Here is a 24155-nt window from a genome sequence, read left to right as displayed (position 1 = left end):
AACAGTCATAACAAGCCATGAAAACCGCCACTGCGCCGTTACCACCGCTGCGTTCGGTCAAGGTTCTGGACCAGTTGCGTGAGCGCATACGCTACTTGCATTACAGTTTACGAACCGAACAGGCTTATGTCCACTGGGTTCGTGCCTTCATCCGTTTCCACGGTGTGCGTCACCCGGCAACCTTGGGCAGCAGCGAAGTCGAGGCATTTCTGTCCTGGCTGGCGAACGAGCGCAAGGTTTCGGTCTCCACGCATCGTCAGGCATTGGCGGCCTTGCTGTTCTTCTACGGCAAGGTGCTGTGCACGGATCTGCCCTGGCAGGGCATCAACGAAGACCAGAACCTGGGCATCGCCATCACCCGCCGTGCGCTGGAAGCCCCGCTGCGCGCCATCGTGGCCAACGCCGGTGAAGAACCGAGCGTGATCGTGGCCAACGTCAAGGCCGGCGAAGGCAGCTACGGCTACAACGCCGCCACCGGCGAGTTCGGCGACATGATCGCCATGGGCATCCTGGACCCGACCAAGGTGACCCGCTCGGCCCTGCAGCACGCCGCTTCCGTCGCCGGCCTTGCGATCACGACCGAAGTGGTCGTGGCCGAAGTGCCGAAGAAGGAAGAGCCGGCCATGCCGGGTGCTGGCGGTATGGGCGGCATGGGCGGCATGGATTTCTGATCCGGTTGGCCCGGTCGTCAGGGAACCGGACCGCGCCAGCGCGGTCCGATCCCGGCAACGACCCGACATCAAGGCCCCAAGGACGGGGCCGGAGCCCGGCAGCGATGCCGGGCTTTTTGTTGTGCCCGCGCCGCGGCAATGTCTGACGCGAAGATCAGAACGCACCGATACGAACGTGCGAACACAGGCGCAACACTGAGCAGCCGTCCCCGCACCGGAGCGCTGCGTGCCGCGCCTCGCCACATCCCGGCGGCAAGCCGCGGGATGCGCGCCACTGCCGTCCGCCCACACCGGTTCGCGGTACGCGCGCCACGCGCCCGAGCGCACGCTGCTGTACGCGTTGGTAGAGGCGCACTACCCGGACTTCATTGCACGGATCGAAGCGGAGGGCCGCTCGCTGCCCGGGTATGTCCGCGAGGCGTTCGATGCCTACCTGCGTTGCGGCGTACTCGAGCACGGCTTCCTGCGGGTGGTGTGCGAGCACTGCCGTGCAGAGAGGCTGGTGGCCTTCTCCTGCAAGAAGCGCGGGTTCTGCCCGAGTTGCGGCGCGCGACGCATGGCCGAGAGTGCGCGGCACCTGGTCGAGGAGGTGTTCGGCCCGCGGCCTGTGCGGCAATGGGTGCTGAGCTTTCCGTACCCCTTGCGTTTCCTGTTCGCCAGCAAGCCAGAAGCCATTGGCCCGGTGCTGGGCATCGTGCAGCGCGTGATCGCCGGCTGGTTGGCCGATCAAGCCGGCATCGACCGCGCCAGCGCCCAGTGCGGCGCGGTGACGCTGATCCAGCGTTTCGGCAGCGCGCTGAACCTGAACATCCACTTCCACATGCTGTGGCTCGACGGCGTGTACGTGGAAGCCACCGAGCTGCCGCGGCGCGAACTGCGCCTGCACCGCGCCCGTGCGCCCACCACCGCGCAGTTGACCCAGCTGGCAGCTACCATCGCGCACCGGGTGTGTCGGCACCTGACGCGCAAAGGCTGGCTCGAAGGGGAGGGCGAATCGGCCTTCCTGGCAGACAGCGCTGCAGGCGACGACAGCATGGATGGGCTGCGGATGAGTTCGATCACCTACCGCATCGCCACCGGCCGCGACGCTGGCTGCAAGGTCGTCACGCTGCAAACGCTGCCCGGTGACGCCGGTTCGCTGGAGGGCGAAGCCGGCAAGGTCGGCGGCTTCTCACTGCATGCCGGCGTGGCGGCCGAAGCACACGAAAGCCACAAGCTGGAAAAGCTGTGCCGCTACATCACGCGCCCGGCGATCAGCGAGAAGCGGCTGTCGATAGCGCTCCAGGGCAGGGTGCGTTACCAGCTCAAGACCCCGTGGCGCAATGGCACCACGCATGTGGAATGGGATCCGGTGGATTTCATCGCCAAGCTGGCGGCGCTGGTCCCGCCACCTCGCGCGCATCTCACCCGCTTCCACGGCGTATTCGCCCCGAATGCAAACCTGCGTGCGCAGCTGACGCCCTCGGGGCGCGGCAAGCGGCCTGCGGGCGATGCGGCGCCAGTGGACGTCAGCGCCCACGACGCGCCGCGCAGCCCCGAGGAGAAGCGCCGTGCGATGAGCTGGGCGCAACGGCTCAAGCGGGTCTTTTCCATCGACGTCACCGCCTGCGTCCACTGCGGTGGCACCGTGCGGATCGTCGCCAGCATCGAGGAACCCACCGCCATCCGCGCCATCCTCGCCCACTTCGAGAAGCACGGCGCGCGGGAAGAAGCGCACTACAGGCCCGCAGCGCGCGCGCCGCCAGTGCAAGCCGCGTGACGATCTGCCGGCTGCACAGCCGACGGCGAAACCGGAATCCGAGCCGATGCGGCCACGATCCGCAGGGCGGCGCTCGGCCCGCTGTCGGGAATCAGCGAAGCATGGCTGCTGACAACGCCGCTGCGTGGCCCCGCGATGCCGAAATCCCACTCACAGACGTCCGATCCGTGCCCAAAACGGGGCTTGCGCGACCGCCGCCTACCCAGCAGACTGCCCGAAAAGGGCGTTTGAACTTCCTATACGCTAGTTGCGAATCAGATCGGCCTGGCTGAGCTCAAGGCCGGTGGAATTCATGCTCTCGAAGATGAGCTGAGGATTGTCCTGAGTGCGATCGAGCGACACCTCGACGATGAGCAATTTGGCCAACCCTTGGCAGATGGCTTTGAGCTCGTCCTGATGCTTGTTTATCAGCGCCTGAAAGAGCGTGTAGTTCTGCTCTATGCGGGTACTGATCTCCGCAGGCATCGGTGCGGATTTGATGATGGCCAACAACGTCTTCTTATCAGTTTCCGACAGAATGAGTTTGTAGTGGCGCTCGCCGTCCTCTTCAGGATTGAGCAGGTAGTAATTGTGCAGCTTTCGCGCGGAGAAACTGTCCAGCAATTCAGGCAGCTGATTGGCTTCAAAGTGCTTGGCCAGTGCTGCAATCAACAAGGTGCACGTGGTAAGACGTTGTTGTCCGTCGATGACCAGCAGTGCTTCCTGGGTGGTGACGGTGGACAGACCACGCTCCACATAAACGATGGAACCGATGAAATGGCCATTAATCTGCTCGTCACGACCCGACCTCAGCAAATCTGACCACAGCTGTTGGCACTGGGCTTCCGTCCAGGAGTAATTGCGCTGATAGATGGGAATGACGAACTGCGGAGATTTCTTCAAGAACTTGAGCAGGTTGGTTTCTGTGGCCTTCACTTCTATTCCTCAGAGATATTGAGCGATCTGCTGACGCTCGGCCAACAGTGCTTTTAATTGGAGATTGATTTCGACTTGGCGTGCCATCTGCTTTTCCTTCGCGCCTTGTGCCCGCAGGCGGCTGATCTCGCCTTCAAGCCGCTCGCAATCGGCCAGCGCCTGCCGACGCGCCGCCGCCTGCTCCGGCGTTGCCGTGGTTCGGTAGTTTCCTGTCCGCCGCGCAGCCTGCAGGGCCTGCACGCAATCCATCCAGCCTTGATAGAGGGCGTGCAACGAGGTCTGGGGCTGGTGTGCAATCGACAGGGATTGCACGAAGGCATGCTCGGCTTCGGAGCGTGCTGCGGCATCGGTCGCCGTGGCATTGGCGGTTGCGTGGGATAGCAAGGCCAACGTAAGGCTGCCGTCGAGCACCACTTTGCTGGCCTCGTTCTGCGCCCAGCGCTTGTGGGCCAGGGACAAGGCCACCGTTTGTCCTTCAACCAACAGCAACAGCACCGGATAAGGCACCGCACGGTGCACCAGTTCAGCCAGCCGCGAGCAACTGGCGGGTTTGACGGTACCCCGCAAGGTCACAACCAGCACTGCGATCTCAAGGTACTCGCGCTGCGCGTCCCGGTAGTCAGGCACGCCGATGGTGTTGGGCTTGAGCGCGGCGAACCACTGGATTTCTTCAATGGCATCGGTGATCAAGCGTTTGTCGGACGCCGTAGGCACACCATTCTCCAACAGCAGTTTCTTGGGGACGCGCTGCTCTACCCGGCAACTGTCGGGCAGGCCCAATGCCTGGATAACGGCGTGCGCGTCGATGACCGTCATGCTGCCTCCCTTTCCGGCAGCACCACCAGGAATGCCACCACCTCAAAATCACCGCTGCCGGCGAATTCGCCTTTCATGGCGTGCGTGCCGCCGGGCGTGAATAGACTGGCCACGGCCCGTTCCTCGTGCTTGCCGGCGACGGATGCCACTGCCGCCGCGAGCAGCTTCTGGGCATGGCGCATGTCTTCGCCCCCTTTGGTGGCCTTGTCGAACCGCGCGCAGGCACTTTCATCAGGTCGTTCGCGCCCCAGCGAAAGGCGCTTGAGGCGGTCCAGGATGCGTTTGGCCTGGGGGTAAGGCAGCAATACGGTTCCGTCATCGCCGACATGCACCAGGTAGTGCGGCGCGAGCGGGTAGTCGGACGATGCGGCGGGCTTTGCTGCCGGGCCGCAGGCTTGCAAGCAGAAGATCACGCCGGGGGGAATATCGGCATCCAGTGTCGTGGTCACCGCATAGGCTCCAAGGGGCTGGGTGTCGAGCTTGCCGGGGTGCGCCTTCAGATATTGCGCCAGATCGATGCGGAAGTCGGTCAGGGTGAGGTCGGTGATCGACACGCCGGTGGACAGGTCTTCCATGTCGATGACGGTGTCCTGCAATTTGAGCAACTGCTTGCGCCGGTATTCCAGATCGTTCATGGCGTTGCCGGATTGTTGCTCGATCAGGTTTTCTTCCCCTGTGGCCGAGACATCGAGCAGCACCATGCGACCGCTGACGCGCTGTTCCAGGTTGATGTATTCCTCCAACTCCATGTTGGGCCAGAAGTTCACGAGCTGGATGCGCTGGTTGGGCGAGCCGATGCGGTCGATGCGTCCGAAGCGCTGGATGATGCGCACCGGGTTCCAGTGGATGTCGTAGTTGATCAGCCAGTCGCAGTCTTGCAGGTTCTGCCCTTCGGAAATGCAGTCGGTGGCGATCAACAAGTCAATCTCGCCTTCAGCGGCCAGTTCGGCCGGGCGCTCCTTGGCGCGCGGCGCAAATGCCGACAGCACATCGCTCATGCCTTTGCGCAGACCGGGCAAGGTGGTCTGTATGCCGGCGCTCCCGGTGACCAGCGCAGCATCGACACCCAACGTGCTTTTGGCCCAGGGAGCGAGCTGCGCATAGAGATAGTGCGCCGTATCGGAAAAAGCAGTGAACACGATGATCTTGCGGTTGCCGGGGTTGATCGGATCGTGGCACTTGCGTTGGATCAAGTCGCGCAGTGCGGTCAGCTTGGCGTCGCGGGCGGCATCGATTTGTTTGGCAGCCGCCAGCAGGGTTGCCAGGCGGTTGCGGTCTTCCAGCAGATCCTGCTTCCAGCGGATCAGATCCACGTCATCCAGCAGCACCTTGACTTTGCGCCCGACCAACAAGGACTCGAACGCGGGGTCGTCGATATCGACGTCGGCAATGTCGATTTCCTCCAGTGCATCGGCATGCGACTCAATGCGGCCCAGCGTGGCCTCCACGTCCTTGAGCTGCCTTTGCAGTGTCAGGGTGAAGGAAGAAACGGCGCTTTCCATGCGTTTGAGCACGTTCACACGCAGGAGATGAATCAGGCTTTCTTCGCGGTCCGCTTGGCGGAAGAAGCTTTCTCCGCCGCGAATCTGCGTGCTGTACTTGGCGTCGTAGGCTTCCTGTTTGTGGGGCAGGACATAGCGCAGCGGCGCATAACTGGCCAAGGTGAGTCGGCGGATTTCCTGATTGATGTCGCGGATGGCGCGGAACTCGCCCGCAAGGTCAACGTCGGCCTTGATGTTGATCGGTGGCAGGCGATCCGGGAAGCGGCCTGTCTCGCTGGTGCCGTAGTATTTCTCCACGTGCCGCCGAGAGCGGGCGATGGTGAGATGGTCCAGCAAGGTGAAGTAGTCGAAACCCAGCATCTCCACCAGCCGGGTCGGTGTTTTTTCAGCTTCGTCCAGCGCCAGCCAGCGGTTGAACTGCGCCTGCGCCTTGCGGGTCGTGGCCTCGATGCTGGCGATGCCGTGCTCCATCAGGGCGGTGTCATCGCCTTCGGTGGCAAAGGCAATCTGGTTGCGCAGGTCGGCCAGGCGGTTGTTGACCGGTGTGGCCGAGAGCATCAGCACGCGGGTCTTGACGCCTTCGCGGATGATCCGCCGCATCAGGCGGTCGTAGCGCGACTCCTTGCCTTTGTGGGTGGCCTTGTTGCGGAAGTTGTGCGATTCGTCGATCACCACCAGGTCGTAGTTGCCCCAATTCACATGCGACAGATCGATATCGCCGGATGTGCCGCCATCGCGTGACAGGTCGGTGTGGTTGAGGACGTCGTAGTTGAAACGGTCGCCTGCAAGGACGTTGCGCTTGTCGTTGGCCTTGTAAAGCGTCCAGTTATCGCGCAGGCGCTTGGGCGCCAGCACCAGCACGCGGTCGTTGCGCAGTTCGTGGTACTTGATGATGGCCAGGGCTTCGAAGGTTTTGCCTAAGCCGACACTGTCGGCAATGATGCAGCCGCCAAAGCGGTTGAGTTTGTCGATCGCGCCCACCACGCCGTCGCGCTGGAACTTGAAGAGCTTCTTCCACACCACGGTATTGCGAATGCCGGTGGCGGACTTGACGATGCGCTCTTCATCCATCTCGTCGCCACTGTCACGAAACAGGTGATGCAACATCAATGTGTAGATGGTGAACGGGTCGCGGTGCTCACCAAGGGCTCGCAGCGCTTCGAGAACGGCATCACGCCCTTTGCTCTTGTCCTCCGAATCGGTGGCAGAAACGCTTTGCAGATTTGCCCACTGGTGATCGAACCATTGGGCAAGCTGCGCGGCCTCGTCAGCAGATTCCGATGCCTGAATCAAGCTCAATGGGTTGCCTGGCGTCAGGCCAAGGCCTGATGTGCTGAAGGCGAACGACCCCAGCACCACTTGTTCAGGCGTTCCATCGAGCCTGCGCATGACTGCTGCACCTTGAGGCACTGATCTTGATGCCCGCCGCAGATCAACCTTCTCACTGATCCACTTCGCGCACTGATTGGCCAACCAGCGTGCCTGCAGACGATTGCGCGCGGCACGGTCACCTTCCGAACCAAGGAGTTCAAGCACCGCATCGTCGGGAGGCACAATCAATTGGACCCGTTCCAGGGTGGACAGAGCCTCTCGGACTTCAGCGAAGGCGTAAAGAGAGAACGAAGGCGTCACGCAACCGAGCTGATTGCCACGCTTGAGATGAGGGCGGATCAAATCGATGACGCGCTGCGAACCGGTGTTGTGGATCAGCTTCATGGTCGTTCCCGTTCAGTCGTCTATCGACGCCTCTGTACTTGGCGATGCATATCCCGGCGCCAGCACAGCATTGCGCACACCGTAGATGGCAAGGTGGTCTTTCAACCAAAGCCGGTACTCGGGGCCGCGCAGGCTATGGTCGGGGGAACAATCGACACTCCATTTGCGCAGGATGTACCCGGCCGTGGCTGCACGCAGCTTCATCCGCAGCACGCCGCCCTGCATGCCGTAGTCCATTTCGGTGATCTCTGGCCGGGGCTGGTCCGGATGGGGAACCAGTTCCAGCTCGACGATCCGTGTCCACTGAATGTCCTGATCGCTCATCTCGTGAGCCGCCACTGGCTGGCCCTTGAGCACGACAGGGCGTCTGATCCGGGTGATGACGAAATCCCGGAAATCCTGGGATTTGCGGTCGAACGCGCGAACGTGCCAGCGCAGACCGTTGTCGATCAGCGCAAACGGAACGATCTCGCGCTCCGTGCGACCGCTTGAGATGGAGTGGTACTCGATGCCGAGCGGGCACTCGTAATGAATGGCCCGAGTGACGCTCGCCAAGATTGCCAGGTCAGGGTGAGTGAGCCGGGACGGGCTCTCGCTGGCCACCCACGCCTTGATGTGCATCGGTTCACCGTCGCCAAACCCCTGGGTCAGCCACGACAACACCCGCTCGGGTGGGAAATCGAAGATCGGCTGGAAGCTCGAACCCAGGACGTAGAACTTGCCTTTGCCGTCGTAGTCGATATTGCCCGGAGCCAAGTCCTTGTACAGCGCCAGATCCCTGGACGCGGCAGCGGACTGGATACCAAAACGCGCGACCAAGTCCTGGCGGCGCATCTCCCCAATGAAGCGCAGACGCAATTCCACGAACGCGAGGCGGTCACGCTGTGGCTGGGTGAGATCGGCAAGCTGTTGGTGGGGCATCCTGACTGGCTCGTTCGGGTTAGCGAATGCTCGTGTAAATTTCTGCAGAAAGTATATGGTCTGTGTGGAAAGACGTCTATAAATCTAAGTTGATTCACTAGTTAGCTGTATTATGATAACCATTTTTGAGGCGCAAATGAGTGATCCGGCGTGGACTGGCAGGCGCTTCAGTCCAGCGCAGCGCGCCAGGAGTGACGTGGACTGGACGTGCATCCAGCAGGTCACTGCGGACGAGAGCTGGTGCGAATAGATCGCTGATACGGAACAGGAGCACGACCCATGGAACTGCGACACCTTCGCTGCTTTGTGGCTCTCGCAGAAGAGCTGCACTTCACACGGGCCGCAGAGCGCCTGCATATCGAACAGCCACCCTTGTCCCGCGCCATCAAAGAGCTTGAGGATGATCTGGGTGTGGTGCTCTTCGAGCGCAACCGCCGAGGCACGGTACTGACCGAGGCGGGAGCAACGTTCCTGCAAGATGTGCGCAGAGTGTTCGCCGTCCTCAAACAGGCTCAGGAGAACGTACAGGCGGTCGCTGCGGGCCTGAGCGGAAGCCTTCGCATTGCCGTATCCGACGGTGCAATCGATCCCAGGCTGTCGGCCCTCCTGGCCCGCTGCCGCGAGGAAGAGCCGGAGATCGAGATTCGCCTGTCCGAAGTGCCGTTGGCCGATCAGTTGCGTGGTTTGCGCTCAGGTGACTTCTCGATCGGGTTTGCGCACACGGCGGAAGTCGGCGACGACATCGTTACCGAGCCACTCTGGCACGATCCGCTGGTGGTAGCCGTGCCCGCCCGGCATCCTTTACTTTCACACAAGGCTGTTCCGCTGCATCAGCTTGCGATCTACCCACTGGTCTTATGTGACCCGCAGGCATGCGAAGGCTACCATCGTGAACTGGCGCGGCTGCTGCGGCCTTTGGAGCGTCCACCCGACGTCGCCGAGCACGTGTCGTCATTGGACATGATGCTCACCCTGGTCGGTGCCGGCTACGGGGTAGGCTTCATCACCGAAACCAGGATCGCGGCGAGCCTGCGCCCCGACGTGGTGATCCGCCCTCTGGCCATGGATTCCGCAGTCATCACGACCTACTTGCTACGGCCCGCCGGCGAGGACTCGCCGGTGTCGGTGGAACGATTCATCGCGCGCCTGCGCGCGCACTCGGACGATTGATCCGCAGCGGCCAGGACTGGCTGCCTGAAGCCTGCCAGTGCGGTATCCGGAGGAGAAGTCTCGTCAATAATGTTCACTGGTGGTAAAATTCCAGGGTACTTACGCTCGTCGCAACCCGTGAGAAAGCAAGCGCCATGAATGTTGGACAAGCCATTCGACTGTGCCGAACGCAACGGGGCGTCTCTCAAAGCACCATTGCGAACCGAGCCAATTGCTCCGTGTCGTACTTGTCGATGCTTGAGAACAATAAGCGCGACCCGACACTTTCGACGGTTACAAGAATTGCCGAGGCATTGCATGTGCCTGTCGGCCTGCTGTTCGTTCTGGCTGCCGACCAAAGCGAACTGGGTGCGATAGACGAGCACGTCGCCGATCAGTTAATGCAGTCTGCGCTGGCATCACTGGGAGCATCGGCCAACATGACAGCGCAGGTGGGAGGCCACTATGGCTAATGCCGAACAACTCAAGGCGTTGGTGAAATCCCATATCGAGCGGGATGACCAGCACTTCTATTCCGTCGCCATGCAGGTCGCGGCTCGTGAAGCCAAGGTGGGGCATGGCAAGCTTGCCGAAGAACTGCGCGACATGATCGACGCGGCGAAAGCCCGTGTCTCATCGCATGGCACCGAGGGCAAACTGGTGCCATTGGCCCGTCCACGCGGTGAACTGGCGAACTTGCTGACGGTGTCCTACCCAAAGAATCGACTGTCGGACATGGTGCTCGATGCGGAGATGGCCGAACAGCTTGGCCGCATCATGAAGGAACAGAAGCACCATTCGCGTATCCGCGAGCATGGCCTGTCGCCGAGACGTAAATTGTTGCTGGTCGGCCCGCCTGGCACCGGCAAAACGATGACGGCCTCTGTGCTGGCCGGTGAACTGGGTATCCCGCTGTTTTCTGTTCGGCTGGATGCCCTGATTACCAAGTTCATGGGAGAGACCGCCGCCAAGCTGCGTCAAATATTCGATGCCATCAATGATGTGCGGGGTGTTTACTTCTTTGATGAGTTCGATGCCATCGGCTCGCAAAGAGGGCTGGCCAATGACGTGGGTGAGATTCGGCGGGTACTGAACAGCTTTCTGCAAATGATTGAAAGCGATCAATCCCATAGCCTGATCGTCGCAGCGACGAACCATGTGGAGATCCTTGACTACGCACTTTTCCGCCGGTTTGATGATGTGATCGAGTATCGGTTTCCAGGTGCGCCGCAAGCCGCCAGGCTGATCCAGTCGCGGCTTGGGAAGTTCGCGCCCAAACCTTTTCCACTCAAGGCGCTTACAAGCAGAGCGGAGGGTTTGAGCTACGCAGAGATTAAACGTGCAGTGGATGAGTCCATCAAGGAAGCGGTGATGCACGACGAGGCGTGTGTGAAGGTGGATATGCTGACACGCGCTCTCGATGAGCGCCGCAAATTAAGCTTCAGAATGAATCACAAGAAGGCCGTACCGAACCATGCCGGATCAGCCACAAGCTAAACGCCCACACTTCATTCTTCGAAATACATCAAAGACCGTCGGGTTTACCGCACATTCTCCGGGCGGTGGCCCAACGCAAAACGTACCGGCCTTGCCTCGGCCGCAACAGAGTGCGTCCCTCCGAGCACAAATCGAGATCTTGAAGCCTGCTGTGGCAGAGGCGGTGCGAGTTCAAGGGGAACTGCAACTGGAAAGTGGCCTTGGCTTGCAAATCCAGTTTTCCAGTCAACCGGATGTTGAGCTGGCGTTCGAGAGCTTGGCGGATGCTCGCAAGAGGATTGAGCTTCTCAGTGTTCGTCACGAGGGCAACCGGACCTTCGCCAATGTCTTTGTCCCTGATGGAAAGCTGGCGCATTTCGAGAAATACATTTCCGACTACCTCGAAGAGAAAAAGGATCGTAACGGCAAGGCGCGAGATCACCGCAAGCTGATCGATGCCATCGAATCCATCCGGGCAGCAGAAATCAGGGCTCTGTGGACTGACGCCCCCGAATTGCTGCCTGACGATCTCGCGACCGCCTTCTGGTGGGAGGTCTGGCTTCCGGTTCGAGGGGCGGGACAGCGGCAAATCGTTGTAGAGGACTTCAAGAAACTTGCTCGATTGGCGGAATGTGTCGTCAGTGACAAGCAGGTCAATTTCCCCGAACGCACGGTGCTGTTGATGTATGGATCGCAGCAGCAGTTCTCGCGGTCGGTGATGACGCTGAACTGTGTGGCTGAACTTCGCTATGCCAAGGAGACTGCTGAGTTCTTCGATGGCATGGGCGTACGCGAGCAGCAGGCGTGGGCGGACGACTTGCTGCGTCGTGCCCGGTTGCAGCCGTCGGACGATACGGCTCCCCGCGTCTGCCTGTTGGATTCCGGAGTGACTCGTGCGCATCCGCTCTTGGCGCCTTTGATGGATGCGAGCGATTTGCATACCGTGGAGCCGGCCTGGGGCGTGGATGATGAGGCTGATCATGGCACCGGCCTGGCGGGCTTGGCTGCCTATGGCGATCTCACGGATGCTCTGGCCTCTGCTGATTCAATCAATGTCCCTCATCGACTGGAGTCGGTGAAGCTGATACCGGCGGAAGGTGCGAATGAAGGTGATGCGCGCCACCACGCTTATCTTTTCACGGAAGGCGTCGCGCGGCCTGAAATCTCTGCGCCGAATCGGTCGCGCGTGTTTGCTTCGGCGGTGACGGCTTCGGACTACCGTGACCGTGGCCGTCCTTCCTCGTGGTCTGCTGCTGTCGATGGCCTTGCTGCGGATACCGATGGGGCTGGTGAAAGTCCGCGCCTGTTCGTGCTGTCCGCCGGCAACACGCGCGACCCCAATGCGTGGGCTGGATATCCCGATAGCCTTTCCACCAATCTCGTGCATGACCCCGGCCAGGCATGGAACGCAATCACGGTGGGTGCTTGTACTGACAAGATCGACACGGAAGGTCATCCTTCCTTGAGCCCCGTCGCCGAAGCCGGCGGCCTCAGCCCCTTCACGACGACAACCAGAACGTGGGATCGGGCATGGCCGTTGAAGCCCGAGGTTGTGCTGGAAGGAGGCAATACGGCCAAGGATGAACTGGGTGCGGTCGGTATGGCCAGCCTGAACTTGCTGACGACCCACAACCAGCCGCTGGATCGCCTGTTCACCACCAGCAACGCCACCAGTGCCGCGTCGGCATTGTGTGCGGGAATGGTGGCTCAGATCATGGCGGCCTATCCGCACCTCCGGCCGGAAACCGTGCGTGCGTTGCTGGTGCATTCTGCGCAATGGAGCGAGGCCATGCGCGGGATGTTCCTGCCCGTGGTGCCGAACAAGGACGATTACGTTCACTTGATTCGCCATTGCGGCTGGGGAGTCCCGGATTTGAACCGGGCACTATGGAGCGCGGGAGACTCGCTGACCTTGCTGGTTGAGGACGTGGTACAGCCTTACGCGAAGGTTTCAGGCAAGGTCGTGACGCGCGACATGAATTTGCATTCCTTGCCTTGGCCGAAGGATGAGTTGGAGGCATTGCAGGACACGCCCGTCGAGATGCGTGTCACGCTCTCCTACTTCATCGAACCCAATCCTTCGGCACGTGGTGTGGCCTCGAAGTATCACTACCCTTCGCATCGCCTGCGATTCGATGTGCAGCGTCCGCTGGATGCATCCACCGAGCATTTTGTCGCACGGGTGAATGCGGCAGCGCAGCGCGAGGATGAGGGTGACCCTGTGAACCCCTCAGATCCCAATTGGCTGTTGGGCGAACGGCAGCGGCATCGTGGTTCGCTGCATCAGGATGTCTGGAAAGGTACGGCGGCTGACTTGGCCAGCCGTGGCTTCATTGCTGTGTATCCTTCGGCTGGGTGGTGGCGGACACGGCCTGCGCTGGAACGTTATGGCCTGCCGGCGCGATATAGCTTGGTGGTATCCATTCAGACCCAGCAGACGGACGTTGATCTTTACGCTGCTATTTCCCAGAAAATCCCTGTGGCTAATGTTGTGGTTGTCGATACGTAAGAGGCATTCCAGTGTTCCGCTGTCGGGCTAAGCACCCGCCCGGCGCCGTTGGCTGCGACAGCTTGCGCTGCCAATATCCGAAAAGACACTTACGACCGCTATGCCGAATCTTGCGGCTCACTGCCCGCGCTGAGGTTCTTTTCAGTCGCGGCCATCAATTCGCTGGCGCTTATCCCGAGTGCGGCAGCGATTTTCAGTATCAAAGGCAGCGTCGGCACATGCTCCCCGCGTTCGATCTTGCCCATGTGCGAACGCGATATTCCCGCCTGATACGCAAAATCGTCTTGAGCGACCCCCTGCGCGACGCGAGCGGCACGCACGGCCCGCCCGAAAGCTAATGCTGGTTCGGATTCATATGTGGGTGTGCCAGGTGGACGACCTGGCTGAATAGTAAGCTTCTGCATCAACAGAAGCGTCAAACAATCCTCTTAAATTAACCACGTTAAACATATAGACGTTAAACTTCTCTCTTTACTATGATGCTGGTTTGCCCTTGACCTGCTTCGTCGCTTCTGTAGGTTCTCCGTGGACAACATCACCAGCCAACCCGCCCACCTCAGGCTTGCGATTGCGCCAGGCGTATCGTCATCTCAGCTCTCGGCGCTGCTCGCGCTGCAACGAGCGGAAGAACCCGAGGTCAGCATCACGTTCTTTGAAGTGGCAGGTGACGAGCTGCTTGATGGGCTTCGTGAAGGCCGCTACGACGTGGGAATGTCGCTTCAAGGAGCGAGCGATCCGGCCCTGGAAACCCAGCCCTTGTGGATTGAGCACATGGCCGTTGCGATACCGCTGAGGCTTCCCTTGCTTGAGCAGGCATCGCTCACCATCGCCGACCTCCAGAACTATCCGATCTTTCGCTGGGAGGCTGAGACCTGTTCTTCGCTGGATCGTCGGCTGCTCGCGCGTCTGCCTGCTGACCCGCAGAACCTTCAGTACGTGACTTCCTTCGAGATGATGGCGCTATGGGTTTCTGCCGGCTACGGTGTCGGGGTATCCGCACAATCGCGTATCAAGCACGCCCCTGGATGGGGAGTCAGCATGCGACCACTGGACGACGGCCCCTACGAAATCGTGGCGCACCTGCATAGGCCCCAGGGGCAAGCGAACCCTGTTTCCGAACGGTTCGAGCGCAGGGCACTGCAGATCGCAAAAGCGCTCCCTTCCTGATCGCAGTGGCTGTCGGTAGCTGCCAGCAGAAGGCGGTGGATTTATGCCTTTCGCCAAGAGGGGTGATGTGGTACATTCAGAGGCCACTTCTGGTTTTAATAACCAGAAAAAATCTTTATTAATCAATGGGTTGGCTGCCTTGGGTGATTCCCTTCACCCGCTCCATCTCGCATTCCCCGCACGACGTTCCATTGACGTCGTCGCTGTCAAAAGGAGCCTCGGCTCCTTTTTTCGTTTCCAACGTGCCTTTGTTGATCTGGCCCATAGCCACCGCCGCGCCAATTGGCTTGAATACACAGCCGTTCGCGGCGCCTGACCGCTACGCTTTCTGAAACATCTCCAAAGGACTGCGCATGTTTCTCTCCCGCTGGCTACCGGGCCTGGCCAACCTGCTGCACTACCGCCGCGAGTGGTTCCATGCTGACCTCCAGGCCGGCCTGTCGGTGGCCGCGATCCAGATCCCCATCGCCATCGCCTATGCGCAGATCGTCGGCCTGCCGCCACAGTACGGCTTGTATGCCTGCGTGCTGCCGATGATGGTCTATGCCCTGGTCGGCAGCTCACGGCAATTGATGGTCGGCCCGGACGCCGCCACCTGCGCCATGATCGGTGGCGCCGTGGCACCGCTGGCCATGGGCGACCCGCAACGCATCGCCGAGCTGTCGGTGATCGTCACCGTGCTGGTGGGCGTGATGCTGATCGCCGCTGGGGTGGCGCGGGCCGGCTTTATCGCCAGCTTCTTCTCGCGGCCGATCCTCATCGGCTACCTCAACGGCATCGGCCTGAGCCTGCTCGCCGGGCAGTTGTCGAAGGTGGTGGGATTCAAGATTGAAGGCGACGGATTCGTCCTCAGCCTGATCAACTTCTTCCAGCGCCTGGGCGAGATCCACTGGCTGACGCTAGCCATTGGCCTGGCCGGCCTGGGCCTGCTGATCTGGCTGCCACGGCGCTATCCGCGGCTGCCGTCGGCGCTGGTGACCGTGGTGGTATTCACCGCCCTTGCCGGGCTGTTCGGCCTGGACCGTTTCGGCGTGGCGATCCTCGGCCCGGTGCCGGCGGGCATTCCCGAGCTGGCCTGGCCACAGAGCTCCCTGGCGGAAACCAAGAGCCTGCTACGCGATGCGCTGGGTATCGCCACCATCAGCTTCTGCAGCGCCATGCTCACCGCCCGCAGCTTCGCCGCCCGCCACGGCTACGCGATCAACGCCAACCATGAGTTCCTCGCGCTGGGCGTGAGCAACCTGGCCGCCGGCATTTCCCAGGGCTTCGCCATCAGCGGCGCCGACTCGCGCACCGCAGTCAACGACATGGTCGGCGGCAAGAGCCAGCTGGTGGGCATTATCGCCGCACTGGTGATCGCCTTGATCCTGCTGTTCTTCACCGCGCCCATGGCCTGGATTCCCCAGGCTGCGCTGGGCGCGGTGCTGCTCATGGCCGGCTGGGGTTTGATCGACGTGAAGTCGCTCAAGACCATCCGCAAGCTCAGCCGCTTCGAATTCTGGCTGTGCCTCCTGACCACGGTCGGCGTACTCGGCCTGGGCGTGTTGCCGGGCATCGTGTTCGCCGTGACCCTGGCCATCCTGCGCCTGCTCTACAGCATCTACCAGCCCACAGACGCCGTGCTGGGCTGGGTGCCGGGCATCGAGGGCCAGGTGGACGTGCGCCAGCACAAGGATGCCCGCACGGTGCCAGGCCTGCTGGTGTACCGCTTCGACGACGCGATCCTGTTTTTCAACGCCGACTACTTCAAGATGCGCCTGCTCGAAGCCGTGCAGAACGTGGACAAAACCCAGGTAGTGCTGTTCGATGCGGAAGCTGTGACCAGCATCGACGTCAGCGGCATCGCCGCCCTGCGCGAGGTGCGTGACACCCTCGCCGCCCAGGGCATCCACTTCGCCATCGCCCGCGCCCGCGGCACCTTCCTGCGCATGCTAGTGCGTTCCGGGATGGCGCGGGAGATGGAGGAAAACCTGCTGTTCGGCTCGGTACGGGCGGGGATTCGGGCGTATCGGGTATGGCGCAACAGGGCTCGCCGGGAGGGTGCTGCGGATTGAGGGAGGGGGACTACCACGCACCGACGCCCCTTGAACGGGGCCTCGGATCGGCTTTACGACAAACAAGCCCGCGCCACAGTCTGTGTCCCCTGCCCATCATGTTGCCGATCAGTAACCCAGCTTGCGCAGCAACTGGCCTTCGTTCTGTGGCATCGGTCGTTTATAGAAACGCATCAGCTCACCGGCACGGTTGGTGAAGATGCCGTCGACGCCGGCTTTCATCGCCTTGTCGAAATCCACCGCCTCGTCGAGGGTGTACACGTGCACCAGCAGCCCCTTGTCGTGGCTGGCTTGGTTCATCCACGGCTGAATCAGGTCGGAGTAGCTCTGCTCGCCGAGGTCGGTGCGGATTGCCGAAGGGCCGGTACCAATGGCGCCACCGGCCTTGGCATAGTCGAGCCAGCGCAGGAACTCGGCACGGTCCTTGGGTTGCTGACGGGCGTAGAAGGCCGACTTGACCTGCTCGCCGGATTCGGCGAAGTCCTGCCCCGATGCCGGCTCGATGCTGCCCTTGGCCACCCACAGCAAGAGGATCTTCGGTACCTGCGGCATGGCCTCGTGCAGCAGCTTGAGGCTGTTGCGATCGAAGGTCTGCAAGATCACCTTACCCGGCTTGTCTAGCCAGCCACGGGCCTCGAGGCGCTTTTTCAGGTCCTGCTCGATACCGGGAAACTGCGCCGGCTCCTTGGTCTCGATATACAGGCCCGGGTGACGCTCGGGGTTGCCTTCGGCGATATCGATCACTTCGTCCAGGGTCAGGATACGCTGGCCCTTGAACGCTTCGCGGGCACGCTCTGGATAGGCCTTGTTGAACCAGCTGCCAGCGTCCAGCGCCTTGAGTTCGGCCAGGGTGAAGGCACTGACCGGGCTCGCTTTGCGCTCGGGGTAACGTGCGGCGACGTCGCTGGTGCGGGCCAGCACATCGTCGTGGACCACCACCAGCACGCCATCGCGGGTGCGTTGCAAATCCATTTCCAGGTAGTCGGCGCCCAATTCGCGGGCCAGCAGGTAGGCAGGAGTGGTGGATTCGGGAGCATCGAACGAGGCGCCACGGTGGGCGATCACGGCCGGATGCGGGATGTCCTGGGCCTTGGCGAGGGCCTTGCCGTCAGTGGCATGGGCCGCGGTGCTCGCCAGCAAGGTGGCCAGGAGAAGGGTCTTGTACATGGGTAATCCTTTGCAGATCGGGGCCGGCCTCTGGAAGACGCCGGCAAGGTCAACGGTGCAGTCCTTGAGGGCGCAAGCCTCGCACACTCTGCATGACATGCTAAAGTCCCCGGCGTTTTCCGCCACACCCAATGGACCGCCCATGCCCGCACTCGACGCCCACTTGCCCACCTGGGCCGACCTCAACCAGCGCCACCCCAGCACCGCCCTGCTGCTGGGCAATGGTGCCAGCCGCGCGCTGTGGAAACCGTTCGGCTACTTCTCGCTGTTCGAGGAAGCCCAGCGGGTGCGGCACAAGGCATTGGGGGTGAGCGACCAGGCACTGTTCAAGGCCTTGGGCAGCGAACTGTTCGAGCCGCTGCTCAGCACCCTGAACACCACGGTGCGGGCCAACGCCGCGCTGGCGATCAACTCCACCGCGCCGCTGAACCGCTACTACTCGATCAAGGAAGCGCTGATCCACGCGGTGCGTGCCGTGCATCTGCCCTGGCCGCGCTTCCCCGGCGCGACGCGCACGGCCATCAACCAGGCACTGCGCCAGTACCGCAACATCTACACCAGCAACTACGACCTGATCCTGCCCTGGGCCGTGGCCGAGGATACGCAAGGTTTCGCCAACCTGTTCGACGAACAGGGTTTCTTCGACGTGCGCCGCAGCCAGGCCGACGGTATCCGCATCCTCCACCTGCACGGCGGCATGCACCTGCTCAAGTTGCCCGACGGCAGTACCCGCCGACGCAGCGCGGAACAGGCCGAACTGCTCGAAGGCTTCGCCGTGAACATTCCCGGCGAAGTACCGCTGTTCGTCAACGAAAGCCGCAGCGAAGACAAGCTGCGCGCCATCCGCAACTCCGACTATCTGTCCTGGAGCCTGGGCCAGCTGGCCCGCGAACACGACGGATTATGCTTGTTCGGCCAGCACCTGGACGCCAGCGACCAGCACCTGCTCGACGCCATCCGCCAGGCGCGGCCCAAGCACCTGGCCATCGCCATCCGGCCACTGAGCGAGGCATCGATCATCAACCAGAAGCAGCACTTCATTGATCGCTTCGGCGATCTTTCGCAGGTTCCGCTGCACTTTTTCGATGCTGCCAGCCACCCCCTGGGCTTGGCTGAACTGGCCATCCCCGTTCCGGCCGCACAGGATCGACGGCGCTGAGCCGCACACTTTGCAAATGTAAATAATTCTCGATAAGATCCGCACCCTTTCCTCTCCGCCAGCCCCGGAAAGCGTGCATGCAGCGCCCCAAACCCGACCCCGTCGCCCACGGTTTCTATGCCGACATCCTGCATTTCCTGCGCAAGCGCATGGACAATGCCAGTGACGCCGCGGACATGACCCAGGATGTCTTCGCCCAATGGCTGGGTTACCGGGATCGGGCCAAGGTGGAGCAGCCGCGCGCGTTCCTGTTCCAGGTGGCGCGCAACCTGCTGAGCGACCATTGGCGCAGGCAGAAAGTGCGCCATGCGGCGCTGGCCGACGACACCCTGCCCGAGCAGCAGGACGCGCCGGCCAACGATCCGCTGGACCACGCCCAACAGCAACAACGGCTGAATCAATTGCGTCAGGTGCTCGCAGAACTCTCGCCGCGACGCCGCGAAGCCCTTATGCTGCACCGTTTCGAAGGCCTGACCCAGGCCCAGATCGCCGAACGCATGAACATTTCCGTCAGCATGGTCGAAAAGCACATCGCCGCCGCCCTGCTGCAATGCAAGCAACGCCTGGACAGTGACAACGGCACGGAGCAGTTCCCATGACCCCCACCGACGAGCTCGACCCGCGCCCGATCGACGCCCAGGCGGCGAGCTGGTTCAGCCGCAACCGCAACCAGCCTTCACGGCAAGACCGCAAGGCGTTCGCTCGGTGGATGCAGACGCCCGAGCACACCCGCGCCTATCGCCAGTTCGAACAGCTGTGGGATGACCTGGCGGCACTCAAGCAAGCCAATCGCCCCGTGCCCTTACCGGTACCCCGGGCGCCACGCTGGCGCCCGGCCCTGGCAACGGCGGCGGCCCTGCTCTGCGCAGTGCTGGCCGGCAACCTGGGCGCGGGCAGCGAAGCCTTCAGCCAACGCATCAGCGCCAGCCAGGCCGTACAGGTGCTGCAACTGCCCGATGGCAGCCAGCTGCATGTCAACGCCCAGACCCGCCTGCACCTGGACTTTAGCGCCGAACAGCGGCTGATCCAGCTAGAACATGGCCAGCTGTATATCGAGGTGGCACCCGACAAAGAGCGACCGCTGTTCGTCGATGCGGGCAGCGGCCGCGTGCGCGTGGTCGGCACTGGTTTCGATGTGCGCCGGGGCGACCGCGAACTGGTGGTGGCGGTCGCCCACGGCCAGGTAGCGTTCGACACTCCCGGCGAACGACAACCGCCGTTGTTGCTAGGTACCCGCCAAGGCGCCACCTACGATCTCGCACGCGGCACCCTGACCCGCCGTGAACTGGGCGAACAAAAAGTGGCCGACTGGCGCGAAGGCCAGGTGAGCTTTCGCAACCGCGAACTGGCCAGCCTGATCGACGAGCTCGGCCTGTATCGCAAGCAGCCGGTGGTGCTGGCCGACCCGACGCTTGGCCGCTACAAGGTGTCCGGCAACCTCGACGTCCACGACCCGGACGCCCTGCTCAATGCCCTGCCCGCCCTGCTGCCGGTCAAGACCACCTTGCTGGCCGACGGCCGCCTGCGTATCGAACGACGCTAAAAAATAATTTGAGAATTTTTATCATTCGCAGGTGAGGTTTTGTCGCAACATCGCGTCTTCCTCCCCGCCTGCCGCGTGATGGCGGGCTTTTTCCGGCCTTTTGCCGTTTGGGGGAAACCATGTTGTCCGCGTTGCGTCCATTGCACTGCCTGCCTGTCCGACCCACATTGCTGGCCCTGTGCCTGGCCATGAGCCTGGCCGCCGAAGCCGCACCGGTACCATTCGACCTGCCGGCGCAACCGCTGGCGCGCTCGCTGAGCCAACTGGCCCAGCAGGCCAAGGTCCAGCTGCTGTTCGACGAGGCCCTGCTCGGCAGTGCCCAGGCGCCAGTGCTCAAGGGCGACTTCGAAGCCGAAGCGGCCATCAGCCGCCTGCTGGTGGGCAGCCGCTTCAACGTGGTGCGCATGGGCAACACCTATGTGGTACGCCTGCGCGAAGACGATCCGGCTGCCGACAACAGCCTGCAACTCGGTGCCGTGAGCATTGTTGGTGATGGCCAGCAGGTCGACGCTGGCAACGTCGGGCGCTCGACCCTCGACCAAGAGCAGATCGACCGCTACCAGCCCAGCAACATTCCCAGCGTGCTGGCGACCCTGCCGGGGGTGAATATGGGGGGCTCGTCCAAGCCCGGCGGCCAGACCATCAACATCTGGGGCTTCGGCGACGCCGAGGACGTGCCGATGACCCTCGACGGTGCGCCCAAGAGCGGCTTCGAGCGCTATCAGCAAGGCACCATCTTCATCGAGCCCGAGCTGATCAAGCACATCGAGGTCGAAAAAGGGCCGCACTCGGTCAAGACCGGCAATGGCGGTTTCGGCGGCAGCGTCAACATGGAAACCAAGGACGCCGGCGACCTGCTTCAGGAAGGTCGCAACAGCGGTGCGATGCTCAAATACGGCTATGGCAGCAACGACCACCAGCAGATCTATAGCTCGGCATTGTTCGGCCGTACCGACGACGGTCGCATCGACGGACTTGTGTATTACACCAAGCGTGACGGCGGCAATTTGAAAATGGCCGACAGCCTGCCCGACCCCACCGGCAAATGGCCAATCAACCCCCAGCGCATCCCCTACAGCGCCCTGGACTTGGACGGCGCCCTGCTCAAGACCAATATCCATTTCACCGACGAGCACAGCCTGGGGTTGTCCTGGGCACAATCAGAAAGCCAGCGCTGGACCACCTTCTCATCGACCGCCTTCAGCACGCCCCCCACTGCGGCGGATATCAAGAAGTACGGCTACGAAGCCGCCCTCAAGCGCTTCCTCGCCAACCGCCGCACCATCGACACCACCTGGTCGGCCACCTACAAGTACCAACCGATCGAGAACCCGTGGGTAGACCTGCAGGTGAAGTACTCCGAATCGGACACCAAGCAGACCGACGAGCGCGACGCCACGGCGTTCTTCCAGCCCGCCACTGGTGGACGCAAGATGGACACCGAGTACAAGGACCGCATGCTCGATGTGAAGAACACCAGCACCTTCCTCACCGGTCCCCTGGAGCATGCGCTTACCGCAGGCGTGCAGCTGCGTCGCCATGACCGTGACACGCAGATGTGGATGCCCGGCAAGACCTACGAAGTACCCAAGTACAACCATGGTCACTACCAGCCGTACTTCATGCCCAGCGGCCAGGTCGACAGCCAGGGCTACTACCTGCAGGACGCCATCACCCTGGGCGACCTGACCATCACCCCATCGTTGCGCTACGACCATGTGACCAATGAGGGCAAGCCCAACCAGGCGCCTTACTACAACAACCCGGTGGCTGGCCACGACTACAGTGACAAGACCTACAGCGGCTGGTCGCCACGTCTGTCGCTGTTCTGGAAGATGACCGAACAGACCGCGCTGTTCGCCGACTACAGCAAGACCTGGCGCGCCCCGGTGCTGGATGAACAGTATGAAGTGCAGGGTGTCGGCAGCCGCACCGCCACCAGTCGCAACCTCGACCCCGAGCGCATCACCGGTGTACGGGTCGGCAGCATCAGTACCTTCACCAATGTGTTCAGCCAAGGCGACAGCGCGCAGATTCGCACCATGGCATTCCACAACAAGGTCACTGACGAGATCTTCAAGGCCACCGGCATCGGCTGCCAAGAGCAACTGGTCAGCGGCGGCACCATTGCCAACACCTGCGGCGACGGGCTGATGGGCAACTACCGCAATATCGGCGACGTGACCTACAAGGGTTTCGAAATCGAGACCTTCTACGACGCCACCTATTGGTTCGGTGCGGTATCGTACGCGTGGATGGAAGGTCGCCACGAGGGCGCGTACACCAACCCCTGGGGGCCGGATGTCTGGGCCAAGGATGTACCGGCACCGAAATGGATCACCACCCTTGGCGTGAAGATCCCGGCCTGGGATGCCCGTGTCGGCTGGACCGCGCAGTTCGTCGGCGCCACCCACCACCTGCCCAGCGACAAGTACTTCGAGGGCCCCGCGAGTGCGCTCGGTGACCGTTACTACGACAACTTCGGCAACGAGAAGTACCAGATCCACGGCCTGTTCGCCAACTGGAAACCGCAGCAACCCTACCTCAAGGGCACCGAGGTCAACCTGACCGTGGACAACCTGTTCAACAAGGCCATCCGGCCGGAGCTGTCAGGTGAAAACGCCTATACCCAGGGACGCAATGCCAAGATCAGCGTGACCCGGTTCTTCTGAGCCTGCTGGCAGGCAATGATGCAACGGAGTGCATCACCTGCCGTTCGCCACCCGCTCCTGGGCCCTGGCGACATTCACCTGCATCGCCACGATGGCCAGCTCATGGACTGCCTGGGCGACGGCATGCGTGCCGCGCACCTGCATCCACGACAGGATGTCGGCGAGGTGCCAAAGCGAGAGCGTGCCGTCATGCACCGGGGCCGGAAAGCTACGGTGATGGGTGAGCATGAGCTTGCGCATGTTCTGCCGGGAAACCCCCACCAGCTCCGCCACATCGGTCAGGCCGACCAGGTCGGGGCTGACCTCGATCAGCCGGGCATCCGGCAACACTTTCCGCACATCCGCCAAAGCGCTGTGCAGTGCCTCCCGCGCCGTGCCGCCCTCGCGGGCGAAGGCAAGGGCCAGACGGCCCGGTTGGCCGCTACCGACCACTGCATCATCGCAACCGGCCTCCCCCAGGCGCTCGATCAGCGCCTCGACGTCCATGTCCTCGGTCAATTGGTATTTGAGGGTGAACTCGTACTCCATCACTTTCGCTCCACTGACTGATTGGCTATCACGCTTGTCGACGTACAGTTGTCCACGATCCGGCATAACTGGCGGGCGAAGGTGCCCGGGTTTCTGGGCGTGCTCCACACGCTGGTGATGCAGAACTCGCCGCAGCGGCATTCGCGGTCGTTGTTAGGGCAATAGACCCGCCCCCAGCAATGGCCTCCTCGCACCGTGACTTTCCAGCCCCGCGCTTCGGCGTGCTTCAGGGACTGCTCGACTTCCTTGTTTGGATGGAAGGGACGGACCATCGTTCGAGCTCCAGTATGGACATGAAAAAAAGGTTGTCAAGTGACAACCAGGCAACGCTGATGGGCGTCATCACAAGCCAGACTAGGTGCCGAGTGGGATGCAAAAGACTCAGAAAGGTCGTTTCGGAAACCACCTAACCGAGATTGGGAAAATGCTGT

General features: G+C 62.0%; 20 protein-coding genes and 2 pseudogenes. 14 read left to right on the top strand and 8 right to left on the bottom strand.

Annotation, left to right across the window (positions count from 1 at the left end; translation table 11 throughout):
- Positions 1-17: 17 nt before the first annotated feature.
- The 3 genes and pseudogenes from intI1 to LU688_RS05435 form a co-directional block, all read left to right on the top strand.
- Positions 18-317, top strand: a pseudogene (intI1, locus tag LU688_RS05445) (class 1 integron integrase IntI1); the annotation flags it as partial.
- A pseudogene (locus LU688_RS05440) lies at positions 318-671 on the top strand (TCP-1/cpn60 chaperonin family protein); the annotation flags it as partial. It abuts the pseudogene before it with no gap.
- A 226-nt stretch (positions 672-897) separates the two neighbouring features.
- The gene (locus tag LU688_RS05435; RefSeq protein WP_001747814.1) at positions 898-2430 is read left to right on the top strand and encodes an IS91-like element ISCR3 family transposase; all 1533 of its coding nucleotides are present in this window, start codon (positions 898-900) and stop codon (positions 2428-2430) included.
- A gap of 243 nt (positions 2431-2673) precedes the next feature.
- Here LU688_RS05435 and LU688_RS05430 read toward each other — a convergent pair whose 3' ends face one another.
- From LU688_RS05430 to LU688_RS05415, 4 genes are read right to left on the bottom strand one after another with little or no spacing between them, the layout of a single operon-like run.
- Positions 2674-3345, bottom strand: a complete 672-nt coding sequence (locus LU688_RS05430; RefSeq protein ID WP_232888271.1) for a DUF262 domain-containing protein — start codon at positions 3343-3345, stop codon at positions 2674-2676.
- A 9-nt stretch (positions 3346-3354) separates the two neighbouring features.
- Positions 3355-4161 (bottom strand): DUF4391 domain-containing protein, encoded by an 807-nt coding sequence (locus LU688_RS05425; protein ID WP_003158911.1) that lies wholly within the window; start codon positions 4159-4161, stop codon positions 3355-3357.
- Positions 4158-7379, bottom strand: coding sequence for a helicase-related protein (locus LU688_RS05420; RefSeq protein ID WP_003160812.1), 3222 nt, complete (start codon positions 7377-7379; stop codon positions 4158-4160). Before LU688_RS05420 ends, LU688_RS05425 begins: the two co-directional genes overlap by 4 nt.
- 12 nt (positions 7380-7391) lie before the next feature.
- Positions 7392-8300, bottom strand: a complete 909-nt coding sequence (locus tag LU688_RS05415; RefSeq protein WP_003158909.1) for a WYL domain-containing transcriptional regulator — start codon at positions 8298-8300, stop codon at positions 7392-7394.
- Positions 8301-8579: 279 nt separating this feature from the next.
- Between LU688_RS05415 and LU688_RS05410 the strand changes: the two genes are divergently transcribed.
- The 4 genes from LU688_RS05410 to LU688_RS05395 all read left to right on the top strand — a co-directional run bounded on the left by LU688_RS05410 (position 8580) and on the right by LU688_RS05395 (position 13434).
- Complete coding sequence (locus LU688_RS05410; protein WP_003158908.1) at positions 8580-9470, top strand: LysR family transcriptional regulator; 891 nt, start codon at positions 8580-8582, stop codon at positions 9468-9470.
- Between the two features lie 134 nt (positions 9471-9604).
- Complete coding sequence (locus tag LU688_RS05405) at positions 9605-9922, top strand: helix-turn-helix domain-containing protein (RefSeq protein WP_023464296.1); 318 nt, start codon at positions 9605-9607, stop codon at positions 9920-9922.
- On the top strand, positions 9915-10946 hold the full coding sequence (locus LU688_RS05400; protein WP_003158906.1) for an AAA family ATPase: 1032 nt from the start codon (positions 9915-9917) through the stop codon (positions 10944-10946). Before LU688_RS05405 ends, LU688_RS05400 begins: the two co-directional genes overlap by 8 nt.
- Positions 10924-13434, top strand: a complete 2511-nt coding sequence (locus LU688_RS05395; protein WP_003160813.1) for a S8 family peptidase — start codon at positions 10924-10926, stop codon at positions 13432-13434. The genes LU688_RS05400 and LU688_RS05395 overlap by 23 nt, the downstream gene beginning before the upstream one ends.
- 98 nt (positions 13435-13532) lie before the next feature.
- On the opposite strand, the gene LU688_RS05390 is transcribed toward LU688_RS05395, so the two are convergent.
- Complete coding sequence (locus LU688_RS05390) at positions 13533-13853, bottom strand: helix-turn-helix domain-containing protein (RefSeq protein ID WP_023464294.1); 321 nt, start codon at positions 13851-13853, stop codon at positions 13533-13535.
- A gap of 106 nt (positions 13854-13959) precedes the next feature.
- Between LU688_RS05390 and LU688_RS05385 the strand changes: the two genes are divergently transcribed.
- The 3 genes from LU688_RS05385 to LU688_RS05375 are packed head-to-tail and all read left to right on the top strand — an operon-like array spanning position 13960 to position 16655.
- Positions 13960-14601: a substrate-binding domain-containing protein gene (locus LU688_RS05385; protein ID WP_003158902.1), complete on the top strand. Its 642-nt coding sequence runs from the start codon at positions 13960-13962 to the stop codon at positions 14599-14601.
- 43 nt (positions 14602-14644) lie between these two features.
- The gene (locus LU688_RS05380; protein WP_232888270.1) at positions 14645-14917 is read left to right on the top strand and encodes a hypothetical protein; all 273 of its coding nucleotides are present in this window, start codon (positions 14645-14647) and stop codon (positions 14915-14917) included.
- A gap of 37 nt (positions 14918-14954) precedes the next feature.
- Entirely contained in the window at positions 14955-16655 is a 1701-nt protein-coding gene (locus tag LU688_RS05375; protein ID WP_094010153.1) for a SulP family inorganic anion transporter, read from the top strand.
- A gap of 108 nt (positions 16656-16763) precedes the next feature.
- On the opposite strand, the gene LU688_RS05370 is transcribed toward LU688_RS05375, so the two are convergent.
- Positions 16764-17822 (bottom strand): glycerophosphodiester phosphodiesterase family protein, encoded by a 1059-nt coding sequence (locus tag LU688_RS05370; protein WP_023631643.1) that lies wholly within the window; start codon positions 17820-17822, stop codon positions 16764-16766.
- 142 nt (positions 17823-17964) lie between these two features.
- Here LU688_RS05370 and LU688_RS05365 point away from each other — a divergent pair, with 142 nt between their 5' ends.
- The 4 genes from LU688_RS05365 (at position 17965) to LU688_RS05350 (ending at position 23196) form a co-directional block, all read left to right on the top strand.
- Positions 17965-18981 carry a DUF4917 family protein gene (locus LU688_RS05365; protein ID WP_094010155.1) on the top strand — a complete coding sequence of 339 codons (1017 nt, stop codon included), beginning with the start codon at positions 17965-17967 and terminating at the stop codon, positions 18979-18981.
- A 77-nt stretch (positions 18982-19058) separates the two neighbouring features.
- Positions 19059-19580: an RNA polymerase sigma factor gene (locus LU688_RS05360; RefSeq protein ID WP_023631645.1), complete on the top strand. Its 522-nt coding sequence runs from the start codon at positions 19059-19061 to the stop codon at positions 19578-19580.
- Positions 19577-20524, top strand: a complete 948-nt coding sequence (locus tag LU688_RS05355; RefSeq protein WP_094010156.1) for a FecR family protein — start codon at positions 19577-19579, stop codon at positions 20522-20524. The genes LU688_RS05360 and LU688_RS05355 overlap by 4 nt, the downstream gene beginning before the upstream one ends.
- Before the next feature lie 119 nt (positions 20525-20643).
- Complete coding sequence (locus LU688_RS05350; protein ID WP_104444447.1) at positions 20644-23196, top strand: TonB-dependent receptor; 2553 nt, start codon at positions 20644-20646, stop codon at positions 23194-23196.
- 33 nt (positions 23197-23229) lie between these two features.
- Here LU688_RS05350 and LU688_RS05345 read toward each other — a convergent pair whose 3' ends face one another.
- Together LU688_RS05345 and LU688_RS05340 are read right to left on the bottom strand one after the other, a co-directional pair.
- Positions 23230-23724, bottom strand: coding sequence for a helix-turn-helix transcriptional regulator (locus tag LU688_RS05345; RefSeq protein WP_094010158.1), 495 nt, complete (start codon positions 23722-23724; stop codon positions 23230-23232).
- Positions 23724-23996: a hypothetical protein gene (locus LU688_RS05340; RefSeq protein WP_232888269.1), complete on the bottom strand. Its 273-nt coding sequence runs from the start codon at positions 23994-23996 to the stop codon at positions 23724-23726. The genes LU688_RS05345 and LU688_RS05340 overlap by 1 nt, the downstream gene beginning before the upstream one ends.
- Between the last annotated feature and the right edge of the window lie 159 nt (positions 23997-24155).

It is taken from the genome of Pseudomonas soli, from assembly GCF_021283165.2.
GTDB lineage: Bacteria > Pseudomonadota > Gammaproteobacteria > Pseudomonadales > Pseudomonadaceae > Aquipseudomonas > Aquipseudomonas soli.
The sequence above is the reverse complement of the archived record's forward strand: the minus strand, read 5'-3'. Positions and strand labels throughout refer to the sequence as shown.